15 protein-coding genes and 1 pseudogene are annotated in these 17,435 nt (G+C 63.4%); 5 read left to right on the plus strand and 11 right to left on the minus strand.

Annotation, left to right across the window (positions count from 1 at the left end):
- Window positions 1-5 precede the first annotated feature (5 nt).
- The 4 genes from ACFQPB_RS10985 to ACFQPB_RS11000 are packed head-to-tail and all read right to left on the minus strand — an operon-like array spanning window position 6 to window position 4,563.
- Window positions 6-1,004: a Bug family tripartite tricarboxylate transporter substrate binding protein gene (locus ACFQPB_RS10985; protein WP_382203324.1), complete on the minus strand. Its 999-nt coding sequence runs from the start codon at window positions 1,002-1,004 to the stop codon at window positions 6-8.
- Window positions 1,001-1,843: an alpha/beta fold hydrolase gene (locus ACFQPB_RS10990; protein WP_382223015.1), complete on the minus strand. Its 843-nt coding sequence runs from the start codon at window positions 1,841-1,843 to the stop codon at window positions 1,001-1,003. Before ACFQPB_RS10990 ends, ACFQPB_RS10985 begins: the two co-directional genes overlap by 4 nt.
- Complete coding sequence (locus tag ACFQPB_RS10995) at window positions 1,840-3,315, minus strand: carotenoid oxygenase family protein (RefSeq protein WP_382223018.1); 1,476 nt, start codon at window positions 3,313-3,315, stop codon at window positions 1,840-1,842. Before ACFQPB_RS10995 ends, ACFQPB_RS10990 begins: the two co-directional genes overlap by 4 nt.
- Window positions 3,316-3,336: 21 nt before the next feature.
- Window positions 3,337-4,563: an acetyl-CoA C-acyltransferase gene (locus tag ACFQPB_RS11000; RefSeq protein ID WP_382223021.1), complete on the minus strand. Its 1,227-nt coding sequence runs from the start codon at window positions 4,561-4,563 to the stop codon at window positions 3,337-3,339.
- A 97-nt stretch (window positions 4,564-4,660) separates the two neighbouring features.
- On the opposite strand from ACFQPB_RS11000, the gene ACFQPB_RS11005 reads away from it, so the two are divergent.
- Together ACFQPB_RS11005 and ACFQPB_RS11010 are read left to right on the plus strand one after the other, a co-directional pair.
- Window positions 4,661-5,593 carry a winged helix-turn-helix transcriptional regulator gene (locus ACFQPB_RS11005; protein WP_382223024.1) on the plus strand — a complete coding sequence of 311 codons (933 nt, stop codon included), beginning with the start codon at window positions 4,661-4,663 and terminating at the stop codon, window positions 5,591-5,593.
- Between the two features lie 384 nt (window positions 5,594-5,977).
- Window positions 5,978-6,100, plus strand: a pseudogene (locus ACFQPB_RS11010) (polyketide cyclase); the annotation flags it as partial.
- A 14-nt stretch (window positions 6,101-6,114) separates the two neighbouring features.
- Here the strand turns inward: ACFQPB_RS11010 and ACFQPB_RS11015 are convergent.
- From ACFQPB_RS11015 to ACFQPB_RS11030, 4 genes are all read right to left on the minus strand, one after another.
- Window positions 6,115-6,528: a group II truncated hemoglobin gene (locus tag ACFQPB_RS11015; RefSeq protein ID WP_382223026.1), complete on the minus strand. Its 414-nt coding sequence runs from the start codon at window positions 6,526-6,528 to the stop codon at window positions 6,115-6,117.
- Window positions 6,528-9,056, minus strand: a complete 2,529-nt coding sequence (locus ACFQPB_RS11020) for an ABC transporter permease (RefSeq protein ID WP_382223029.1) — start codon at window positions 9,054-9,056, stop codon at window positions 6,528-6,530. Before ACFQPB_RS11020 ends, ACFQPB_RS11015 begins: the two co-directional genes overlap by 1 nt.
- Window positions 9,057-9,204: 148 nt before the next feature.
- Window positions 9,205-9,840 carry a uracil phosphoribosyltransferase gene (gene upp, locus ACFQPB_RS11025; protein WP_382203310.1) on the minus strand — a complete coding sequence of 212 codons (636 nt, stop codon included), beginning with the start codon at window positions 9,838-9,840 and terminating at the stop codon, window positions 9,205-9,207.
- A gap of 84 nt (window positions 9,841-9,924) precedes the next feature.
- Window positions 9,925-13,341, minus strand: a complete 3,417-nt coding sequence (locus ACFQPB_RS11030) for an IPTL-CTERM sorting domain-containing protein (RefSeq protein WP_382223032.1) — start codon at window positions 13,339-13,341, stop codon at window positions 9,925-9,927.
- A 228-nt stretch (window positions 13,342-13,569) separates the two neighbouring features.
- Here ACFQPB_RS11030 and ACFQPB_RS11035 point away from each other — a divergent pair, with 228 nt between their 5' ends.
- The 3 genes from ACFQPB_RS11035 to ACFQPB_RS11045 are packed head-to-tail and all read left to right on the plus strand — an operon-like array spanning window position 13,570 to window position 14,916.
- Entirely contained in the window at window positions 13,570-13,791 is a 222-nt protein-coding gene (locus tag ACFQPB_RS11035; RefSeq protein WP_382223035.1) for a hypothetical protein, read from the plus strand.
- A gap of 2 nt (window positions 13,792-13,793) precedes the next feature.
- A complete protein-coding gene (gene xrtH / locus ACFQPB_RS11040) occupies window positions 13,794-14,294 on the plus strand; it encodes an exosortase H (RefSeq protein WP_382223331.1) in 501 nt (166 codons plus the stop codon).
- Window positions 14,295-14,310: 16 nt separating this feature from the next.
- Window positions 14,311-14,916, plus strand: a complete 606-nt coding sequence (locus ACFQPB_RS11045) for an exosortase H-associated membrane protein (RefSeq protein ID WP_382223334.1) — start codon at window positions 14,311-14,313, stop codon at window positions 14,914-14,916.
- A gap of 128 nt (window positions 14,917-15,044) precedes the next feature.
- Here the strand turns inward: ACFQPB_RS11045 and ACFQPB_RS11050 are convergent, their stop codons facing one another.
- The 3 genes from ACFQPB_RS11050 to ACFQPB_RS11060 are packed head-to-tail and all read right to left on the minus strand — an operon-like array spanning window position 15,045 to window position 17,425.
- On the minus strand, window positions 15,045-15,923 hold the full coding sequence (locus tag ACFQPB_RS11050; protein WP_382223038.1) for a formate dehydrogenase accessory sulfurtransferase FdhD: 879 nt from the start codon (window positions 15,921-15,923) through the stop codon (window positions 15,045-15,047).
- A 12-nt stretch (window positions 15,924-15,935) separates the two neighbouring features.
- Window positions 15,936-16,247, minus strand: a complete 312-nt coding sequence (locus ACFQPB_RS11055) for a hypothetical protein (protein ID WP_382223041.1) — start codon at window positions 16,245-16,247, stop codon at window positions 15,936-15,938.
- 23 nt (window positions 16,248-16,270) lie between these two features.
- On the minus strand, window positions 16,271-17,425 hold the full coding sequence (locus ACFQPB_RS11060; protein ID WP_382223044.1) for a formate dehydrogenase subunit gamma: 1,155 nt from the start codon (window positions 17,423-17,425) through the stop codon (window positions 16,271-16,273).
- Window positions 17,426-17,435 lie beyond the last annotated feature (10 nt).

The raw sequence follows: 17,435 nt of genomic DNA on the forward strand, positions 1-17,435 counted from the left end.
CCTCCTCAGGACACGCTGACCCGACCCGAACGCAGCAGCACCCGGTACAGCGTCATGTCCTGCTCGATGGCGTTGCGCATGTCCTGCGCACTGCCGGCCACCACGCGGTAACCCAGCTTGCCCAGCGTGGCCTGTGCCTCGGGCGTGCGCAAGGCGTCGCGCAGGGCATTCTGCAGCCGCGTCACGGTCTCGGCGGGCGTGCCCGCTGCGGCGGAGAAGCCCAGCCAGGGCTCGTAGCTGTAATGGGCGAGTTGCAGCACACCGCTGCGGCTGGCCGTGACCAGCTTGGGGAACACCTCCCAGGTGTCGGCCGAGGTGGTGGCCAGGGCGGTCAGTTTGCCAGCCTCCACATGGGGCTTGGCCGCACCCGAGATCATCATGACCTGGACCTGGTTGGACAGCAGCGCGGTCATGCCCTCGCTTTCGCCCTTGTAAGGCACATGGGTGAGGCGGATGTCGACGCGGCGGAAGAAGTCCTCTTGCGCCAGGTGCGAGGAGCTGTTGGTGCCAAAGCTGGCGTAGTTGAGCACGCCGGGCTTGGACTTGGCCAGCGCCACGAGTTGCGCCAGGTTCTTTACGCCCAGGCTGGGGTGCACACACCAGACGGCGGGCGTGCGGACCGCCAGCACCAGGGGCTCGAAGTCCTCGGGTGAGCGGTAGCCCACCTGCGGGTCGAACACCGGCAGTGCCGACATGGCGGTGACCGAGGTGACAGCCACCACGTGGCCGTCGCGCGGCGCCCGCAGCATGGCCTGGATGCCAATCTTGCCGGCCGCGCCCGGCTTGTTGTCGACCACCACAGAGGTGCCCAGCTGCTGTGACAGGGAAGTGGTGACCACCCGCGCCAGGGTGTCGGCCGGGCCACCCGGCGCGTTGGGTGCAATCAGTGTGATGGCTCTGGACGGCCAGACGCTCTGAGCCTGGGCTTGGGGCCACAGCGCGGCGGTGCCGCCGGCAGCAGCCATTTGCAGCAGGTGGCGTCGGTTCAGGGGATGGTGGTTCATGCGGCAGCTCCTGGGGCTTGGGGTGGGAGACCAAAACCGCTGCTGGACAGGAAGTCGAGCAGAGCGGCGTTGAAACGATCGGGATCTTCTGCCCAGCCAAAGTGGCCCAGGCCTTTGAGTTCAAGAAAGCGGGCCTGCGGCATCTTGGCGGCCATCTTCTGCATCACCACGGCGGGCGCGGTGCGGTCGAGCTCGCCCGCCACACACAGTGCGGGGACGTTCATGCCGGCGAGCAGTTGGCGGCCTTCGTAGCCGGCGATGGCGCCTACGGCCGCACGGAACGTGTCCTCACACATGAGGCTGACGGTGGCGATCAGCAGGTCCACCACGGGCCCGCCCGCGCCCGGCGCCATCATGCTGCGCAGCATCTCGGGGGCGTAGTCGGGGATGGAGCGGCCAGCGTCCAGAGGTGCCACCCGCTGGCGCACAAACTCACGCTGCCAGTCGCCGTCGGCCTGCCCGAAGGCGGCACTGGTGGCCGACAGCACGTAGCCGTGGATGAGCTCGGGCGCATGGGCCCAGGCGCGCTGGGCAATCATGCCGCCCATGCTGTGGCCCATGACCACGTTGCGCTCGCCGCTCTGGTGGCGCAGCAGCGCGGCCAGGCTTTGGGCGCAGCGGTCGATGCCGAAGTCCGCGGGCAGGGGTGAGAGGCCGTAACCGGGCGCGTCCCAGGCCACCACGCGGTGGCCGTGCCGCACCAGGCAGTCGATCTGGGCGCGCCAGTACTCCTTGGCCCCGAAGGCACCGTGCAGCACAAAGACCGTGGTGCCACTGGCGCGGCCGTGGGGGTGGGTGACCGAATGGTCGGGCAGCGGGATGTTGTTGGAGGTGGTCATGTTGGCTCCTTCAGTGCGGCGGCGGGCGTCCAGCCCGCGTGGGCGCCCATGGGGATGTGGCCGGGCAGCACGATGCGGCAGATGGGGCCCCGGGTGATGTCGCGGGCATCAAAAATGGCGCACTCGCCTTTACGGGTGTTGAGGTTGGTCAGGAAAGTGACCAGGTAGCCGTCGTCCTCTTCGGTCGATCCGTCGCGCGGGGCAAACGGGGTCTCGCTGACAAAGCAGCCTTCGGGCGCCTGCCAACGCTGCGTGTTGCCGGTCAGCCAGTCGTATTTCTTGAGGCCGACCAGAGTCCAGTTTGGCTGCATCAGGGCGTTGTAGACGTAGCGGTTGGGGCGGCCCTTGTAGCGGCCGCTGATCATGGAGAACTCGGTCACCTCGTCGTCCAGATCTTCCTCGGTGGTCTGCCCGGTCTTGAGGTTGAAGCGCCAGCGGTGCATACGGGTTTCCTGCAGGTCCATGGACAGCAAGGCGTTCATGCGCGCGTAGCCGTCCTTGGGCAGGCCGCTGAGGTCCGGCACGGGGTTGGTCTGGATGGCGCCGTCCATGACCAGTTCGTCGCCCACTTCGTATGTGTTGGCCAGGTGCAGGATGTAACAGGGCTGACCCTCGAACCACTTCACGTCGCGGCTGCTGCCAAATCGCGGGATGACACCAAAACGCGCAGGCACATCGCGGTGGAACTTCAATCGGTGCTGACCTTTTTTCAGACCTTCCTGATCAAAGAACATGGAGAGGTCATGGATCACGCAGTAGTGCTGGCTCATGCCCAGGTCGTGTGGCCAGGTGGCGTGGGGCAGTTCGATGGGCTCGTAGTGCACCAGCTCGTTGCGGGCGTTGACCACACCGTAGTTGAAGTAGGGTGCGCGCTCGGCGAAGTTGAAGAACATCATCTCCTGGCTGTGTTCGTCCACCTGGAAGTGGGAACAGATGCCGCGGTCGCCCAGCGCCCGCGCCCAGCTGGGGTCGGGGCCCAGTGTGTCCAGGGTCACGGGGTCCAGCCGGTAGGGCTCGCTGCACTGGCTCATGGCGGCCACTGCGCGCCCGGCGTGCACCTTCACGTCGGTGCCGGCGTTGTCCTTCATGGCGCCGATGGAGCCCCAGCCCCGGCGCACCGCGCGGCGCGGCTCGATGATGCCTGGCCACAGCGATTCGCCCGCCGCCTGTTCCGCCAGAAAGCCGGTGGTGCGGATGAAGCGGTTGCGGTAGGTTGCCTTGCCGTGGGCAAAGTGCATGCCGTGGATCATGCCGTCGCCGTCGAAGGGGTGGTACTTGCCCAGGGGCGCGTGGATCTGGTTGTGGCCGTTGCGCAGGTACACGCCGTTGAGGTCTTTGGGGATGTCGCCAATCACCTCCAACGAGGTGGTTTCCGCTGTCCATTCCACCTCAACCGGCTGGTGGCCATCCGACAGGTACGGGTTATCTGAGGGCAGGCAGCTCAGTTTGTATTTCGAGTGAATTTCAATCATGTTTCTGCTCCTGGAGACGGTTCAATGGGTGAGTCGTTCAATGACACTGGCAGTTGCAACCCCGGTGGCGCCGGTGATGGCCACGACGCCCAGACGCAGTTGACGACGGTCCATTTCGTCCAGCAGACAGCTGATCAACATGGCGCCCGTCGCCCCCAGTGGATGGCCCAACGCAATCGAGCTGCCATTGACATTGAACCGATCAATGGGAATTTGCAGCGCTTGCAAGTAGTGCAGCGTGATGGCAGCAAACGAATCACGCACCTCCCAGAGGTCAATGTCACCCACCGTCAATCCCGCTTGTGCCAAGGCGCGCTGCGTCGCGTCGACCGCACCTGTTTGCGCCAGAGGCACGCAGGCATCGGCCATGGCAACAAACCGCGCCCGTGGGCGCAAGCCCGCACGCTCCGCCGCCGCTGGCGACGCCAGCAACACAGCGGCAGCACCGTCCGCCATACAAGGCGCGTTGCCTGCGGTATGCACATGCTCGATATGGGTCAGCCCAGGCTCGTTGGCGAGGCCCCAGGCGTCAAGTGCTTCAGCGCCTCGACTGAAGATGGCCTTGAGCTCAGCGAGCCTTTCTTTGGTGCTGCCGGCACGTGGATTCTCGTCATGCGCCAGGAGCAAACGACCATTCGAGTCGGACACAGGTCGCATGGAAGGCATGGGTACCTCTTCGCGTGCTGCACAGGCGCGAGCCTGTGACAAGGCGGCATAGTCGTCACACTGCTCGCGAGTGAATCCGTGGCGAGTGGCCACCAGGTCCGACGTCCAGGGCGGTGGAACGAAACCCACGGCCTCGGACAATTCGGCGTCCGTGTAGTGCGGCGCGTTGTCCCCTTGCATGGGCACCCGAGACATCATCTCTACACCACCGCCTATCGACAATGTGTCCATCGTCATCGCCTGTTGAGCGGCCCAATGCACCGCGCTCAGGCCAGAGGCACAGTAGCGGTTGATGGTGACAGCCGATGTGTATGGACTCCAGCCCCCCAACAAAGACGCGACTTTGCCGATGTTGCCGCCTTGTTCACCGACCTGGGTGACACAGCCAAAGACGGCATCGGACACCAACATGGGATCCACCGCCACCTGTTCACGCAGCGTGCGGAGGTGTCCAGCCAGCAGCTCTACGGGCGTGAGCGAATGCAGTGCCCCACTGCTTTTGGCCGCACCGCGTGGTGTACGCAGCGCCTCGATAATCAATGCATTCGCCATGCAGCTTCCTTGTCTGTAAATTTTTGACAAACTACTTTACACAGACCAATTTTGCACTCAATCACCCATAGCACCCATGCTGGAAACTATTATATACAGACCTATTTTTTTGTGATAGTGAGACGCCATGCCTGAAGCATTCGTCCCGGCTCTGCGCGTGTCCGGTGCATCGCGAGCGATTGAGGTCCTTGGGGACGCCTGGGTCTTGCGCATCCTGCGAACCAGTTTTCGTGGCGCACGTCGCTTCAGTGATCACATGCATGCGCTCGGTGTCTCGCGCGCTGTACTGAGTGACCGCCTGGAGCGCATGTGTCGCGACGGCCTGCTAGAAAAAATCGTGGCGCCAAGCGCCCATCCCGAGTACCGGCTGACGGAAACGGGCCTGGCGCTATGGAGCGTACTTCTGGCGATGTGGCAATGGGAACAGCACTGGGGTACCGGCACAGACACGTCGGCGCCATCGCATGACCGTCCACGCATCCGATTGATCCATCTGGAATGCGGAAAACCGATCGATCCTATCTACGCCTGCGCGCACTGCCAAGCTCCTGTCACGCCGTTCGACACCTTCGCAGCGCCGGCAACAGAAGAAGATGAACACACGGCACCAGCCGCGCTGCTGCCGGCCCGCCGGCGGTATCGAAAGTCACACAGCGACGATCGCGGCAGCCTGCCCACTTTGTTGCGCCTGTTTGGTGACCGCTGGAACGCCATGATCGTTGCAGCGGCGCTTCAAGGGCACAAAACGTTTTCTGCCCTGTCGGTTGCGACCGGCATCTGGCCCGCCTCGCTGACTGATCGACTGGAAGAGTTGCAGTCCATGGGCATGCTGCGCGGCATCTCTTACGCAGGCTCGCGACTGGAGTACCACCTGACGCGCGCGGCGATTGCCACCTACCCAATAACGATCGAACTCATCCACTGGGGCGACCACTGGCAACGGCACAGTGCTTCGTCGTTGACGGTCATACACCGCCCATGTGGTCAATCCCTCCGAGGTCAATGGATGTGCCCTCACTGCAACAACGTGCTGCAACGGGACACCATCCGGTTTGACTGAGCGCCGGGATCCATCCATTCACTCATCTGCTGCCAAACCGCCATCAAGTGCAGGTGCGTGTCGGCGCAGTCGCTAAGCAAACTTCAAGTTGTGCACCTGGCTCGACTTTTTCCTATCCAAACGGACATTTTTCTCAACGGCACTTGCAAACGTCAACAACGAATCCAACGCTGGCCACAACTTCTGGTTCCCCAGCAACACACTCGCAACTCCCGCCAACTACCGCCAACTACCGGGGCTTCAAGTCGCGCTACGTCTATGCAGGCGTGAAACATGTATTCGGAACTTGGCTAATTAGCATGCCAGAGTCAAATACGCAAATCGGCTGCGTGGATCGTCACAATGTCGACCCAAGGTGTTGCGAAATCCGGCGACAGGGTCAACACCGAGCTGAACATCGTGCAGGCCGGCATTCCCGATGCCATCCCGGTGGCGATGTGTTACCTGGGCTGGCAGGAATCGCTGGCACAGTTGGCGCAACTGGTGGAGCCGGCGATCCCGGACTGAGCGCCGCTGCCACCTCAGGGCGTGTTGCGCATCCAGTCGGCGGTTTGGAAAAAGCTGGTTTTCAGCCGCTCGCGCAAATCGACGGGCACCCCGGTTTCACCCATCGCCTGATCCATACACGCCAGCCATTGGTCGCGCTCCCGGATGCCGATGGCAAACGGCATGTGGCGCATGCGCAGGCGGGGGTGGCCGAAGCGCTCGATGTAGTGGTTGGGGCCACCCAACCAGCCGCACAGAAACCAGAACAGCTTGTCGCGCGCATCGTCCAGCGTGGTGCCGTGCACGGCGCGCAGCTCGCGGTAAGCGGTCTCCAGGTCCATGAGGTCGTAGAAGCGGTCCACCAGGGCACGCACACGCGTCTCGCCGCCCACCCACTCGAACGGTGTGGTCGCGGCTGCCGCGTTGGAAGAAGGGTTCTCGGTGTTCATCAAGTTGGCGCCTTGCGCAGGGTCTCCACCACCGGGGTGCGCAGCACGCTGCGCAGGCCCCACCAGCCGGCGGCCAACGCCAGCAACGCACCCGCCACGGCGCCGCCCAGCGGCACCCAGGGCGAGGCGGTCCAGGCGAATTCAAACACGTAGCGCGCCAGCGCCCAGCCGACGACAACGGCCACCACCGAGGCCAGGAAACCCGCCAACAGACCCACACCGACCAGTTCGGCGCGTTGCACCTGCCGCAGCAGCTTGGAGGGGGCGCCCACGGCGCGCATCACGGCGAATTCGCGCTCGCGTTCGCTGCGGGTGGCGGTCACGGCGGCGAACAGCACCACCAAGCCAGCGGCCAGGGTGAAGCCAAACAAAAACTCCACCGCGCGTATGACCTGACCCAACACCCGCTGCACCTGGGCGATGGTGCTGCTCATGTCCACGTTGGTGATGTTGGGGTAGGCGCGCACCAGCGCGTTGTCGAAGCCTGGTGTGTCGGGCGCGCGGAAGGCGCTGATGTAGGTCAGCGGCACGTCGCTCATTTGTGCCACCGGGTACAGTACAAAGAAGTTGACGCGCAGCGAACCCCAATCGACCTTGCGCAGGCTGGTGATGCGCGACTCGATGCGCTGGCCGGCCATGTCGAAGGTGATGCGATCGCCCAGCTTGAGGCCCAGTTCCTCGGCCAACCCTTCTTCCACGCTGGCACCGCCGGCTTCGTCGGGTGTCCAGCGTCCGGCCACGATCTCGTTGTGCGTGGGGCGTTCTGCGCTGTGCGACAGGTTGAACTCGCGGTCCACCAGGCGCTGGGCGCGGTCTGTCGTGAAGTCTTCGGGCACCACGTCCTTGCCGTTGATGGCCACCAGCCGGCCCCGGATCATGGGGTACCAGTCGAACTGGTTCACGCCACCTTGGCGCAGGCTGGCCTGGAAGGGCTGGGCTTGCTCGGGCTGGATGTTGATGACAAAGCGGTTGGGCGCATCGGGCGGCGTGGCCTTTTGCCAGCTGCTGATGAGGTCGGTGCGCAGCAGCACCAGCAGCACCAGGGCCAACAGGCCCACCGACAGCGCACTCACCTGCACCACCGCATAAGCGGGGCGGGCGGCCAGCTGGCGCGTGGCCAGGCGCAGCCAGCGCGGCGCGGTGGCCTCGTTGACGCTGGCGCGCAGCAGGCGCACGGCCGCGTAAGAGGCCACGGCAAAAATGGCCACCGCCACCGCAAAACCGCCCACAGCGATGAGGCCCAGCGTGAGGTCGCGGCTGGCCGCCAGCAGCAGCGCGGCAAAACCCGCCGCACCCAGCGCCAAGACGGCCAGCGAAGCGGGCTTGAGCTGACCCACGTCGCGGCGGATCACACGCAGCGGCGGCACTTGCGCCAGTTGCAGCACTGGCGGCAAGCCAAACGCCAACATCAACGTGAGGCCCATGCCGAGGCCAAACAACACCGGCCAAACGCTGGCTGCGGGCAAGGCCGCGTCCACCAGCCCGGCCAGCAAGACCACAAACACGAAGTGCACGGCAAACCCCAACGCCACGCCGATGGCACTGGCCGCCAGGCCCACGGTGACGAACTGGAAGGTGTAAGCCCGCGCCATGGTGCCCTGCGACAGGCCCAGCACCCGCAGCATGGCGCAGTCGTCCAGGTGGCGGGCAGCGTAACCGCGCGCGGCAATGGCCACGGCCACGGCACTCAGCAAGGCGGCCAGCAGGGCCACGAGGTTGAGGAATTTTTCGGCCCGCTCCAGCGTGCGCTGCATCTCGGGGCGACCGCCTTCCAGCGACTCCAGCCGCATGCCGCGCACGTCGGCCTTTTTCAGCTCAGCCTCGGCCCATGCCGTGTAGCGCCGCACGGCGGCGTCTTCGCCGGCCACCGCCAAGCGGTAGCTCAGGCGGCTGGCGGGTTGCACCAGGCCAGTGGCCGCTAGGTCGGTGGTGTTGAGCATCACACGCGGCGCAAAACTCATGAAACCGGCGCCCCGGTCGGGCTCGACCACCAGAATGCGCGCGATGCGAAAACCGCTGTCGCCCAGCAGCAGGGTCTGCCCCATCTGGAGGTTGAGCGCGTCCAGCAGCGCCGCATCGATCCAGACCGTTCCGGGCGCGGGAATGTCAGCGGTGGCCACATCGGGCTGGCCCGGCGCGTCGGCGGTGCGCAGCCGGCCACGCAAGGGATAGCCGCCTTCCACCGATTTGAGTGCCACCAGACGCGCAGCGCCCCCTTGCGCGTCGTCGGCCCGGCCCATGGTGGGAAAGCTCAGCGTGGTGACGGCACGCAAACCCAGCGCAGATGCCTGGGTCAGAAACTTCGGTGGCACCGGGTGGTCGCTCTGCACCACCGCATCACCGCCGATGAGCTGGCGCGCATCGCGCTGCAAGCCGCCTTGCAGGCGGTCGGCAAAAAACCCCACGGCTGTGAGCGCGCCCACGGCCAAGGCCACCGCCACGATGAGCAGCCGCAGTTCACCCGCCCGCAGATCGCGCCACAGCGCGCGCCAGCCAAGTTGCCAGAAAGAGGGTGCTTGATGCGTCATCCCCGAACCTTACCCCAGAAGCAAATACCGGGCGAAAGCGGGGGAGTCAACCGGGTGAACACCGCCGGGCCGGCTCTGCCGGACGGCTGGTGTTGCCCCCTTGAGGGGGGATGCGGCCACGCGCAGCGGGCAAGCGACGGGGGTGGTCTTATTTCGTGCCAAAGATCCGGTCACCCGCATCGCCCAGGCCGGGGACGATGTAGCCGTGGTCGTTCAAGCCACGGTCCACCGCCGGGGTGTACACCGGCACGTCGGGGTGGTGGTCGTGGAAGGTCTTGAGGCCTTCGGGGCAGGTCACCAGGCACACAAAGCGGATGGAGCGCGGCTTGGTCTGCTTCAGGCGGTCCACAGCGGCCACGGCGGAGTTGCCGGTGGCCAGCATGGGGTCGAGCACAATCACATCGCGCTCGTCCATGCCACTGGGCATCTTGAAGTAATACTCCACCGCCTGCAGGGTTTTCGGGTCGCGGTACAGGCCGATGTGGCCCACGCGCGCGTTGGGCACCACCTCCAGCATGCCATCCAGGAAACCGTTGCCGGCCCGCAGTATGGAGGCCAGCACAATCTTCTTGCCATCGATCACGCGAGATTTCATGGTCTCCAGCGGCGTCTCGATCTCGATCTCCTGCATGGGCATGTCGCGCGTGACCTCATAGGCCAGCAGGGCGCTGAGTTCGTGCACCAGCTGGCGGAAGCTTTTGGTGCTGGTGTCTTTCTGGCGCATCAGCGTGAGCTTGTGCTGCACCAGGGGGTGGTCGATCAGGTGGACTTGTCGTGTGCTCATGGCGGCCTCGCAGGTGGGCCGACGAGTTTAAGACAATGCTTGAGTCGCATGTCCTGCGGCCATCACCCGCCCCCACCCCACCCGTCAACGTCTGCGCGGGGCAAGGGCAGGCCCCGCCTGCTTGTAGGTGACCCAACCCAACAACAATGCAAGGAAAATCAGCCCCCACTCCGACAGGGTTGGAATGTCGACCACGTTGCCACCACCGGGAGGTGCGGGATCAACAGGCGGCGGATTCTCAGACACCACCGTGGATGCGCTTGAACTGTTGTTCGAACTGTCTGTGTCGCCAGGGGCGTCCACCATGGCTGTGTTCACCAGCGGGCGAGCACCCAGATAGGGCGAACTCAACTGTGCATTGATCGTGAAGGTGCGTGATGCGCCGACCGCCAGCACCCCCAGGGGACAAAACACCTGGCGGTCGTCCAAAATACAGCCATTTGCCGACAAGAACGTCAAACCGTCAGGCAGCGTGTCCATCACCTGTGCACCATCACTGACCATGGGCCCATTGTTGGTCACAGTGACGGCATAAGACACATCAGATCCAGGCGCCACGGGGCCCGCAGGAGCGGTCTTGACCACCGAAAGATCGGTTGCCACTGCGAAGCGGCGCGTGGTCGTGTCGTGCACCACCTGGTTGTTGGCTGTGAGCGTCTCAACCTCATCCACACTCACAGACACAGCGTTGAAGGCCGTACCGGTGTTTGCACCAGCGATCAAGAGCGCCTCGGCCGTCATCTTGTAGGTCACAACTGCCGACGCGCCGCTGGCCAGGCCCGGGAAAGAGCAGCTCAGGGTGCCGCTCGTGACCCCGATGGCGGGCTCCGTACACACCCCGCCAGCGCTCGCGGTCAGTTCACCCTGGTAACTGAAGGTTGCCGTTGGGGTAGATCCGGGCGCGGGAAAAACATCGGTCATCACGACATTCGTCCCATACGACGGACCACTGTTGGTGACCGTGATCGTGTAAACGGTGGACGCCCCCAGGTTCAGCGGATCGACGCTATCGACCTTGTTCACCAGAATGTCCAGCTCGGCGGGCGTCACAGGCGTGGAGGTCTGCGCACTGTTGTTGGCGGTGGTGATTTCGGCCGTGGTTGTTGTGGCAGCCACGCTGTTGATCACCACACCACCTATGGCAGACGCCAGAGGGCGCATGCGATAGGTGACCGTCTGCTGCACGCCCGGCGCAATTTGTGCCCAGCTGCACTGCAAGGTGCCCCCCATGGCGCCGGGCGCCACAGGAACACACATACCGCCGCCGCTGACCGCAACCACATCCATGAAGGTGGCATTTGCCGGCAGGGCATCGTTCATCTGCACGTTATCGGCCGGGAGGGTGCCGCCGTTGCTGATAGAAGACACAAAGGTGATGGGCGCGCCGGCCGGAATCGTTGAGGGTGTGGCTGTCTTGGCCACCACCAAGTCAGACTTGTTTTCAAACGCCGTAACAACACTGCCCGTGTTGTTGGCAGGATTCGGGTCGGGGTTAGACCACGAAGTCACTTCAGCCGTGTTGGTGTAGCTGGGCGCAGCCGTCTCGTTGTGCCGAACCACCACAGTCACCGTCGCCGTTTCACCGGGCTGAAGCACGCCGATGTCACACTGAAGCCAACGCGAAGTCGTCGTCACCTGGTTGGCCGAGCAGGTTCCTCGCGACGGTGTTGCTGACTGAAAACCACCAACCTCCATCAGGCGGCTCAAACTGTCGCGCACCTGCGCCGAGGCAGCGGATGGGCCCAGGTTTTCAACTGTGATCACGTAAGTGACGTTTTCGCCTACCGCCGCCACGGACGGCGAAGAGGTCTTGGAGACGACCCGCAGATCCGCTGCGATGCTCGAATTGCTTGTGACAGCCCGTGTGGCGCAATCGTTCGCCGCATTGGGGTCCACACGGTCCGCGCCGCCTGCGCCGAGCGCGAGGCACACGCCGTTTGTGTAAGAACCCTCTCCATCAACCTCAGCCACGACTCGAATAAAAGGCGTGTTAGCGCCAACATTGATCGCAGGCGCGCCCGTGCACGACCATGTTCCGGGCCCTGTCACGGGCAAAGCATCACATGTCCACCCTGGCGCCGATGAAATGCGCTTAAGCGTCACCCCCGCAGGCACCGTGTCGGTCACCGTAATGAGCTGGCCGGCAGGCAACGCCAGCGGACCCAAGTTGTTGGCATACAACTGATACTCAAACTCGACGTTCGGCAGGATGTAGGGCGAAGGGCTGACGCCCTTCACCATTCGCAAGTCGGTCGCACTACCAGAGAACACCGCGACTGAGGCATCGTTGTTGCCCGGAATCGGATCGACCAAGGGCGAACTCACCGAAGTCGTGTTGATCAGGTTCGCGCTCCCATTGGCCACGGCAGTCACCGTGATGGGCGGCATGTTGGTGAAGTTGCCCCCGTCATACCCAGGTCGCACACAGGTAATGGTCGCGTCGCAAGTCCAACCCGAGCCACTGGCCGACACAAACGTCAACCCGGGGTCAAGCGTATCGGTCACCACAATTTGCTGTCCCACCAAGCTGAGGCCGCCATTGAGGCGCGGCGTGAGGGTGTAGACCACGGTTCCCCCCTGAACCACCGCAGTGGCATCCGCCACCTTGGTGATGCTCACATCAGCCCCCGGACCAGAGGTCACACTTTCTGACACCGTGTTGTTGTTCAGGTTGGCGTCTGGCATGGGCGATCCATCCGGCCGGAAGCCGGCCACAGCAAAGGCAGCCGTGACCGTTCCATCCAGATTGGCCGTGGCCGGCACAAGCAGGGGCTCTGCCGTTTGCCCGCTTGCCAGCGGTTGTTCTCGCGTGCAAGTGATGTCGCCCGCACTCAAGGGGTAACCCGTGAGCGGCGAGCAAACCCACCCAACGCCAGAAGGTGCGGCTGTGATGGAAGATCCCGGCGGCACGGTGAACGTGATGATCTGCCGACCCAGAACCGCGTCCGGGCCACTGTTGTAGACATCAAGTGTGTAGGAATACAACTGCCCAGCAACCACATTGCCATCCGATGGCGTTGCCGTCAGCAACAAGTCGGCAGCCTGCAAAGCCGTGGTGCTCTGGGCGTTGTTGACGTTGTTGCTTGGGTTCGGGTCCGTCACCGCGCTGCTGGCGGTGGCCGTGTTGGTCCAGACCCCTGCCGAAGGCAGGCGCACGTTGATCGTCACGGTCTGGCTGGCCAGAAAGGCAATGTCCCCCAGGGTGCAGTTGACCGCGCCAGCGGCGTGGCTACAAGAGCCCGCCGTGGTGTTGACACTCTCGAACACCGACCCGGGAGGCAGCACGTCCGCCAAAGTGACGCCCGTGGCCAAATTCGGCCCGTTGTTGTCCACCCGCAAGGTGTAAGTGAAAACGCCGCCGGCAGGACCGGGATCGGGGGAGTCCGAATGGTTGACCACCAGGTCGGCCGACTGCGCCAAAGCTGCCCCGGATACCAAAAAAAGCCCCAAAACGGGCAGCAAGTACCTTCGGGCCCAGCCCGCCAAAACAGCGTTTTTCATTCCCCCACCCCTGACTATTGTTAATTTTATTCGCGTCCAGTTTCACAAAAAGCGCCAAGTCAATCTACTGCATATGAGACAATTCATCAGCAATTCAAATGTTAATTGTTAATAAAACAACACCCCAACCCTCGTTCGAGCTCGCGTGGCGCGCGCGACGTGCGAGAGGTATACAAACAAAGAATCAACAGACTTGATTTTGCTTTTTGGTCATACCAAAATTGCTGCATGACTATCGGCAAAACCGAATCCACAATGGGGTTCAAACGTGGACGCAAACCAAAACCGCCTGGCGAACGCAAGCTCAAAATCTCGGTGAGCCTGCGGGCTCAAACTGTTGAGCATCTCTCTCGCACAGGAGGCGGCGTCGTCAGCAAGGGCATTGAAATCTTGATGGCCAAGACATCAGTACCCGATCAAGAGGGTCTGCCGCTTGCGGCCGGCAAATGAAAATGTGGCGATTTGCCCTCGTCTTCGTTGCGGTCTTGGCCTGCCTGTTCGGCTTTGAGATGCTTCACCCCGTGCGCACGGCGGTGATCCACCCCTGGACCAACCTGCTCGCCCAAATCAGCGCCACAATCATGTCCACAGTTGATGCGGACGTGTTCAGCCATGGCCGCGTCATTCAGAGCCGCGCCACGGGCTTTGGCGTATCCATCGAGGCGGGCTGCAACGGCGTGGAAGCCGTGATCATCCTGGTTGCCGGCGTCCTTGCCTTCCCGGCGCCATGGCGCTTCAAGGTTGCCGGCATATTGATCGGTTTTGTCGCCATACAGGGCGTGAATTTACTGCGCGTGATCAGCCTTTACTACCTCGCCCAATGGAACAAGGATGTGTTCGATTTCGCTCACATCTACCTATGGCAGGCGCTGATCATGCTGGATGTGCTGGTGGTGTGGATGTTGTGGATTCGTGTTGTAGCCAAGCACAAAGGCGCCACCCTTGCCGCCTAATCGCCTGTCCAGCTTCTTGATCAGAAGCATGCTGGCCCTGATTGGGCTGATCATCCCCTGGTACTACCTCTCACCCTACCTGAGCGCACCGGTCATTTACCTTGCCGGTCACGCAATGGATTGGACCTTCCCATGGGTTTCAGGCTTTGAGCGCCACGAGACGGTGGGCACGCTCATCACCTCACTGAACATTTGGGGCACACAAGGCAACCGCTTGGTGCTCGCCTATCTCACTCCAGAAGTGGACTACCGCACCTTCGGGTATGGGCTTGTTCTGTTCTGGGCGCTGATGATTGCGTCACATCCGACAGGCTTATGGAAAAAGATGGCTCTCGGCACACTGATCATCGTGCCGTCCCAAGTCTTCAGCATGTGCTTTCACTGGCTGCGCAAATCGGTGCTGATCAGGGGCACGGAAACCCACATCCAAGCCGACATCTCGCGTTGGATGCTGGAGGTCATCGCCTACTTCGATCAACTGGGTGTCTTGGTCCTCACCCCCCTGGTTCCTGCGCTCATCTGGCTTCTGCTCGACCGAGACTTTGTCAACAAACTCTGGATCGAAATGGTGACAGTTGGCAAAGGTTCACGCACAAGGACGACTGAACCAGACGGCCAGTGACCTTGCCGCCCGTTCCGGGCGGTTCTGAGACATTGGAGCGCAGCATCTTTCCGATGTCGCGCACCAACTGACCCCAGGCACGCTCAGTTCCGTTTTCGGTCGGTGGCCACAAGCTGTGACGCAAGGATTCAGGACACTTTTGGCGGCACCGCGTCCAGCAGCAGGCGCTGCGGGTGGGTGAAACACAGGAAACGTTTGTTGGTGGCACGGCCGATGGCACACAGGCCGACACGTTGCGCCACCTCCAGCCCCATCTGCGTGATGCCGCTGCGCGACACCACCACCGGCACGCCCATCTGCGCGGCCTTGATGACCATCTCGCTGGTGAGGCGCCCAGTGGTGTAGAACACCTTGTCGTCTCCCACCATGTCGGTTGGGTCTTGCAGGGCCATCCAGCCGGCGATGCTGTCCACCGCGTTGTGCCGGCCCACGTCTTCCACAAAACTGAGCAGCTCGGCGCCACGGAACAGCGCACAGCCATGCACCGAACCCGCCGCCTTGTAGGTGCTCTGCATCTGGCGGATGGTGTCCACCACGCCATACAGCTCGGACTGGCGCAGCTCCGCGCCTTCGGGCAGCTGGATTTTGTCCACGTCGTCCATCAACGCGCCGAACACGCTGCCCTGGCCACACCCGGTGGTGACCACACGCTTGGCGGTGCGTTCCTCGATGCGGTCGATGCCGTGGCGGGTTTTCACCGCGGCCGAGCCCACGTCCCAGTCCACCGTGATGGACTCGACCTCTTCGGCCGAAGCCACCAGGCGCTGGTTGAGCAGGTAGCCCAGCACCAGCCACTCCGGATAACCACCCAGGGTCATGAGCGTGACCAGCTCGCGTTTGTCCACGTAGACCGTGAGGTCGCGCTCGGCGGGGATGGAGATGGTGTGGGTGTCGCCGAATTCGTTGCGCACCTCAATGGCACGCGTGAGCGGCACCCGCGCCTGCGTCAGGCGGGGCAGATCGCGCGTGGTGAGGGCGGCAACCGAATCGGGCAGGCGGGCGTTCATGCGCGCAGGGTATCAGGACTTTTTGGCGGGCGACGTGGCCGGTGCGGCAGCGGGTGCGCCCGTGAACGGCCCGGGGTCCACGCAAGCGGGCGCCTTGTCGGATGGCTTGGTGGCCTTGGCGCCGGCCGTCTTGACGTAGTGGGCGACCGCCACGTCCATGGACTTGCACAACTTGTAGTTGTCCACTTTGGTGGCGTGCGCCGCCTTGGCCTTGGCTTCTTCGGCCTTGGCTTTGGCCGCGTCGTCCATGGGCGCAGGCGCCGGCAACTTGGCCTGGGCGCTCAGCGCCACGGTCATCAGGGCGATCAACAGGATCGGTTTCATGCGTGTGCTCCGAAAGAGGTGGGTCAGGCCTTGGCCACTTGCCCCGAGGCGTCGGCAGATGGTGCGCTGCGCTGCGCCGGGATCTTGCCGGCCTTGATGTCGTCATACCAGAGTTCGTGGTGTTCCTTGGCCCAGGTCTCGTCCACGTAGCCGGTCTTCATCGCCTTGTAGGCGCCGCTCATGCCCACCGTGCCCATGTAGATGTGACCCATGAACATGGCCATCATCACCACCGCCGCAGCCAGGTGAATCATGTGGGCGATCTGCATGTCGCTGCGGAAGTAGGCCAGGCCAGGCACCAGTTTGTCGAGCACGAGGCCCGAGCCCACCACGACGAGGCCGAACAGGAACACACCGCCCCAGAACAGCACCTTCTCACCCGCGTTGAAGCGGTGCGACGGCACTTCGTGCCCGCCCAGCAACCCACCACCTTTGAGCAGCCAGTTGATGTCCTCCTTGGCCGGCAGGTTGTCCTTCACGAAAGTGACGATCACCACCAGCAGCGACACCGCAAACAGCGGGCCGACAAAGTTGTGCAGGTTCTTCAGCGCGTAGGTCAGCCAACCGAACAGCGTGGTGCCAATGACGGGCAAGATGAAAAACTTGCCGAAGGCCATGACGATGCCCGAAACCGCCAAGGCCACAAAAGCAAACGCGTTGGCCCAGTGCGCGGCCCGCTCGAAAGCGGTGAACCGCTCGATCTGCCGCCCCGTCTCAGCGCCGTGCAATTGCAGCGTGCCTTTGCGCCAGTAAAACAGGCCAATGGCCAGCAGCACGATCAGCAGCAGCGAGCCGCCGTAGGGAATGAGCCAATGGTTGCGCACCTGGCGCCAGGCCTCGCCCGCGTTGGTCAGCCGCGAACCGGGGTACTGCACAAAGGGCTGGATCAGCGTGCCGTATTCGGCGTAGGGAAAGTTGGTGACGCCGGTGCTGCCCTGCCCCACCGCGCGCCACATGGGCGCGTTGTTGCCCGGTTGCACCTGAGCACGTTCGGCGTTGGTTTGTTTGTCGTAGTTGGGATCGGTGGCTGCATCGGGCGCCACCTCGAAGATGTTGGCGCTTTGAACGCCCGCCACGCCGGGTGCGGCGCTGGGCGGGGTCTGGGCACTGGCACCCAACGAAGCCAGCGCCAACACCCCCGCCGCCAGCCAGCCCGTCCATCTGCTTGTCCGGTTCATGGAAGGCTCC

The organism is Hydrogenophaga atypica (assembly GCF_042665215.1).
GTDB classification, from domain to species: domain Bacteria; phylum Pseudomonadota; class Gammaproteobacteria; order Burkholderiales; family Burkholderiaceae_C; genus Hydrogenophaga; species Hydrogenophaga defluvii_A.

Coding starts and splice junctions, on each gene's coding strand:
- ACFQPB_RS10990 (WP_382223015.1), bottom strand. CDS start 1,843: ATGACCACCTCCAACAACATCCCGCTGCCCGACCATTCGGTCACCCAC.
- ACFQPB_RS10985 (WP_382203324.1), bottom strand. CDS start 1,004: ATGAACCACCATCCCCTGAACCGACGCCACCTGCTGCAAATGGCTGCT.
- ACFQPB_RS11055 (WP_382223041.1), bottom strand. CDS start 16,247: ATGAAACCGATCCTGTTGATCGCCCTGATGACCGTGGCGCTGAGCGCC.
- ACFQPB_RS11060 (WP_382223044.1), bottom strand. CDS start 17,425: ATGAACCGGACAAGCAGATGGACGGGCTGGCTGGCGGCGGGGGTGTTG.
- ACFQPB_RS11005 (WP_382223024.1), top strand. CDS start 4,661: ATGCCTGAAGCATTCGTCCCGGCTCTGCGCGTGTCCGGTGCATCGCGA.
- ACFQPB_RS11015 (WP_382223026.1), bottom strand. CDS start 6,528: ATGAACACCGAGAACCCTTCTTCCAACGCGGCAGCCGCGACCACACCG.
- upp (WP_382203310.1), bottom strand. CDS start 9,840: ATGAGCACACGACAAGTCCACCTGATCGACCACCCCCTGGTGCAGCAC.
- ACFQPB_RS11030 (WP_382223032.1), bottom strand. CDS start 13,341: ATGAAAAACGCTGTTTTGGCGGGCTGGGCCCGAAGGTACTTGCTGCCC.
- ACFQPB_RS11020 (WP_382223029.1), bottom strand. CDS start 9,056: ATGACGCATCAAGCACCCTCTTTCTGGCAACTTGGCTGGCGCGCGCTG.
- ACFQPB_RS11050 (WP_382223038.1), bottom strand. CDS start 15,923: ATGAACGCCCGCCTGCCCGATTCGGTTGCCGCCCTCACCACGCGCGAT.
- ACFQPB_RS10995 (WP_382223018.1), bottom strand. CDS start 3,315: ATGATTGAAATTCACTCGAAATACAAACTGAGCTGCCTGCCCTCAGAT.
- ACFQPB_RS11035 (WP_382223035.1), top strand. CDS start 13,570: ATGACTATCGGCAAAACCGAATCCACAATGGGGTTCAAACGTGGACGC.
- xrtH (WP_382223331.1), top strand. CDS start 13,794: ATGTGGCGATTTGCCCTCGTCTTCGTTGCGGTCTTGGCCTGCCTGTTC.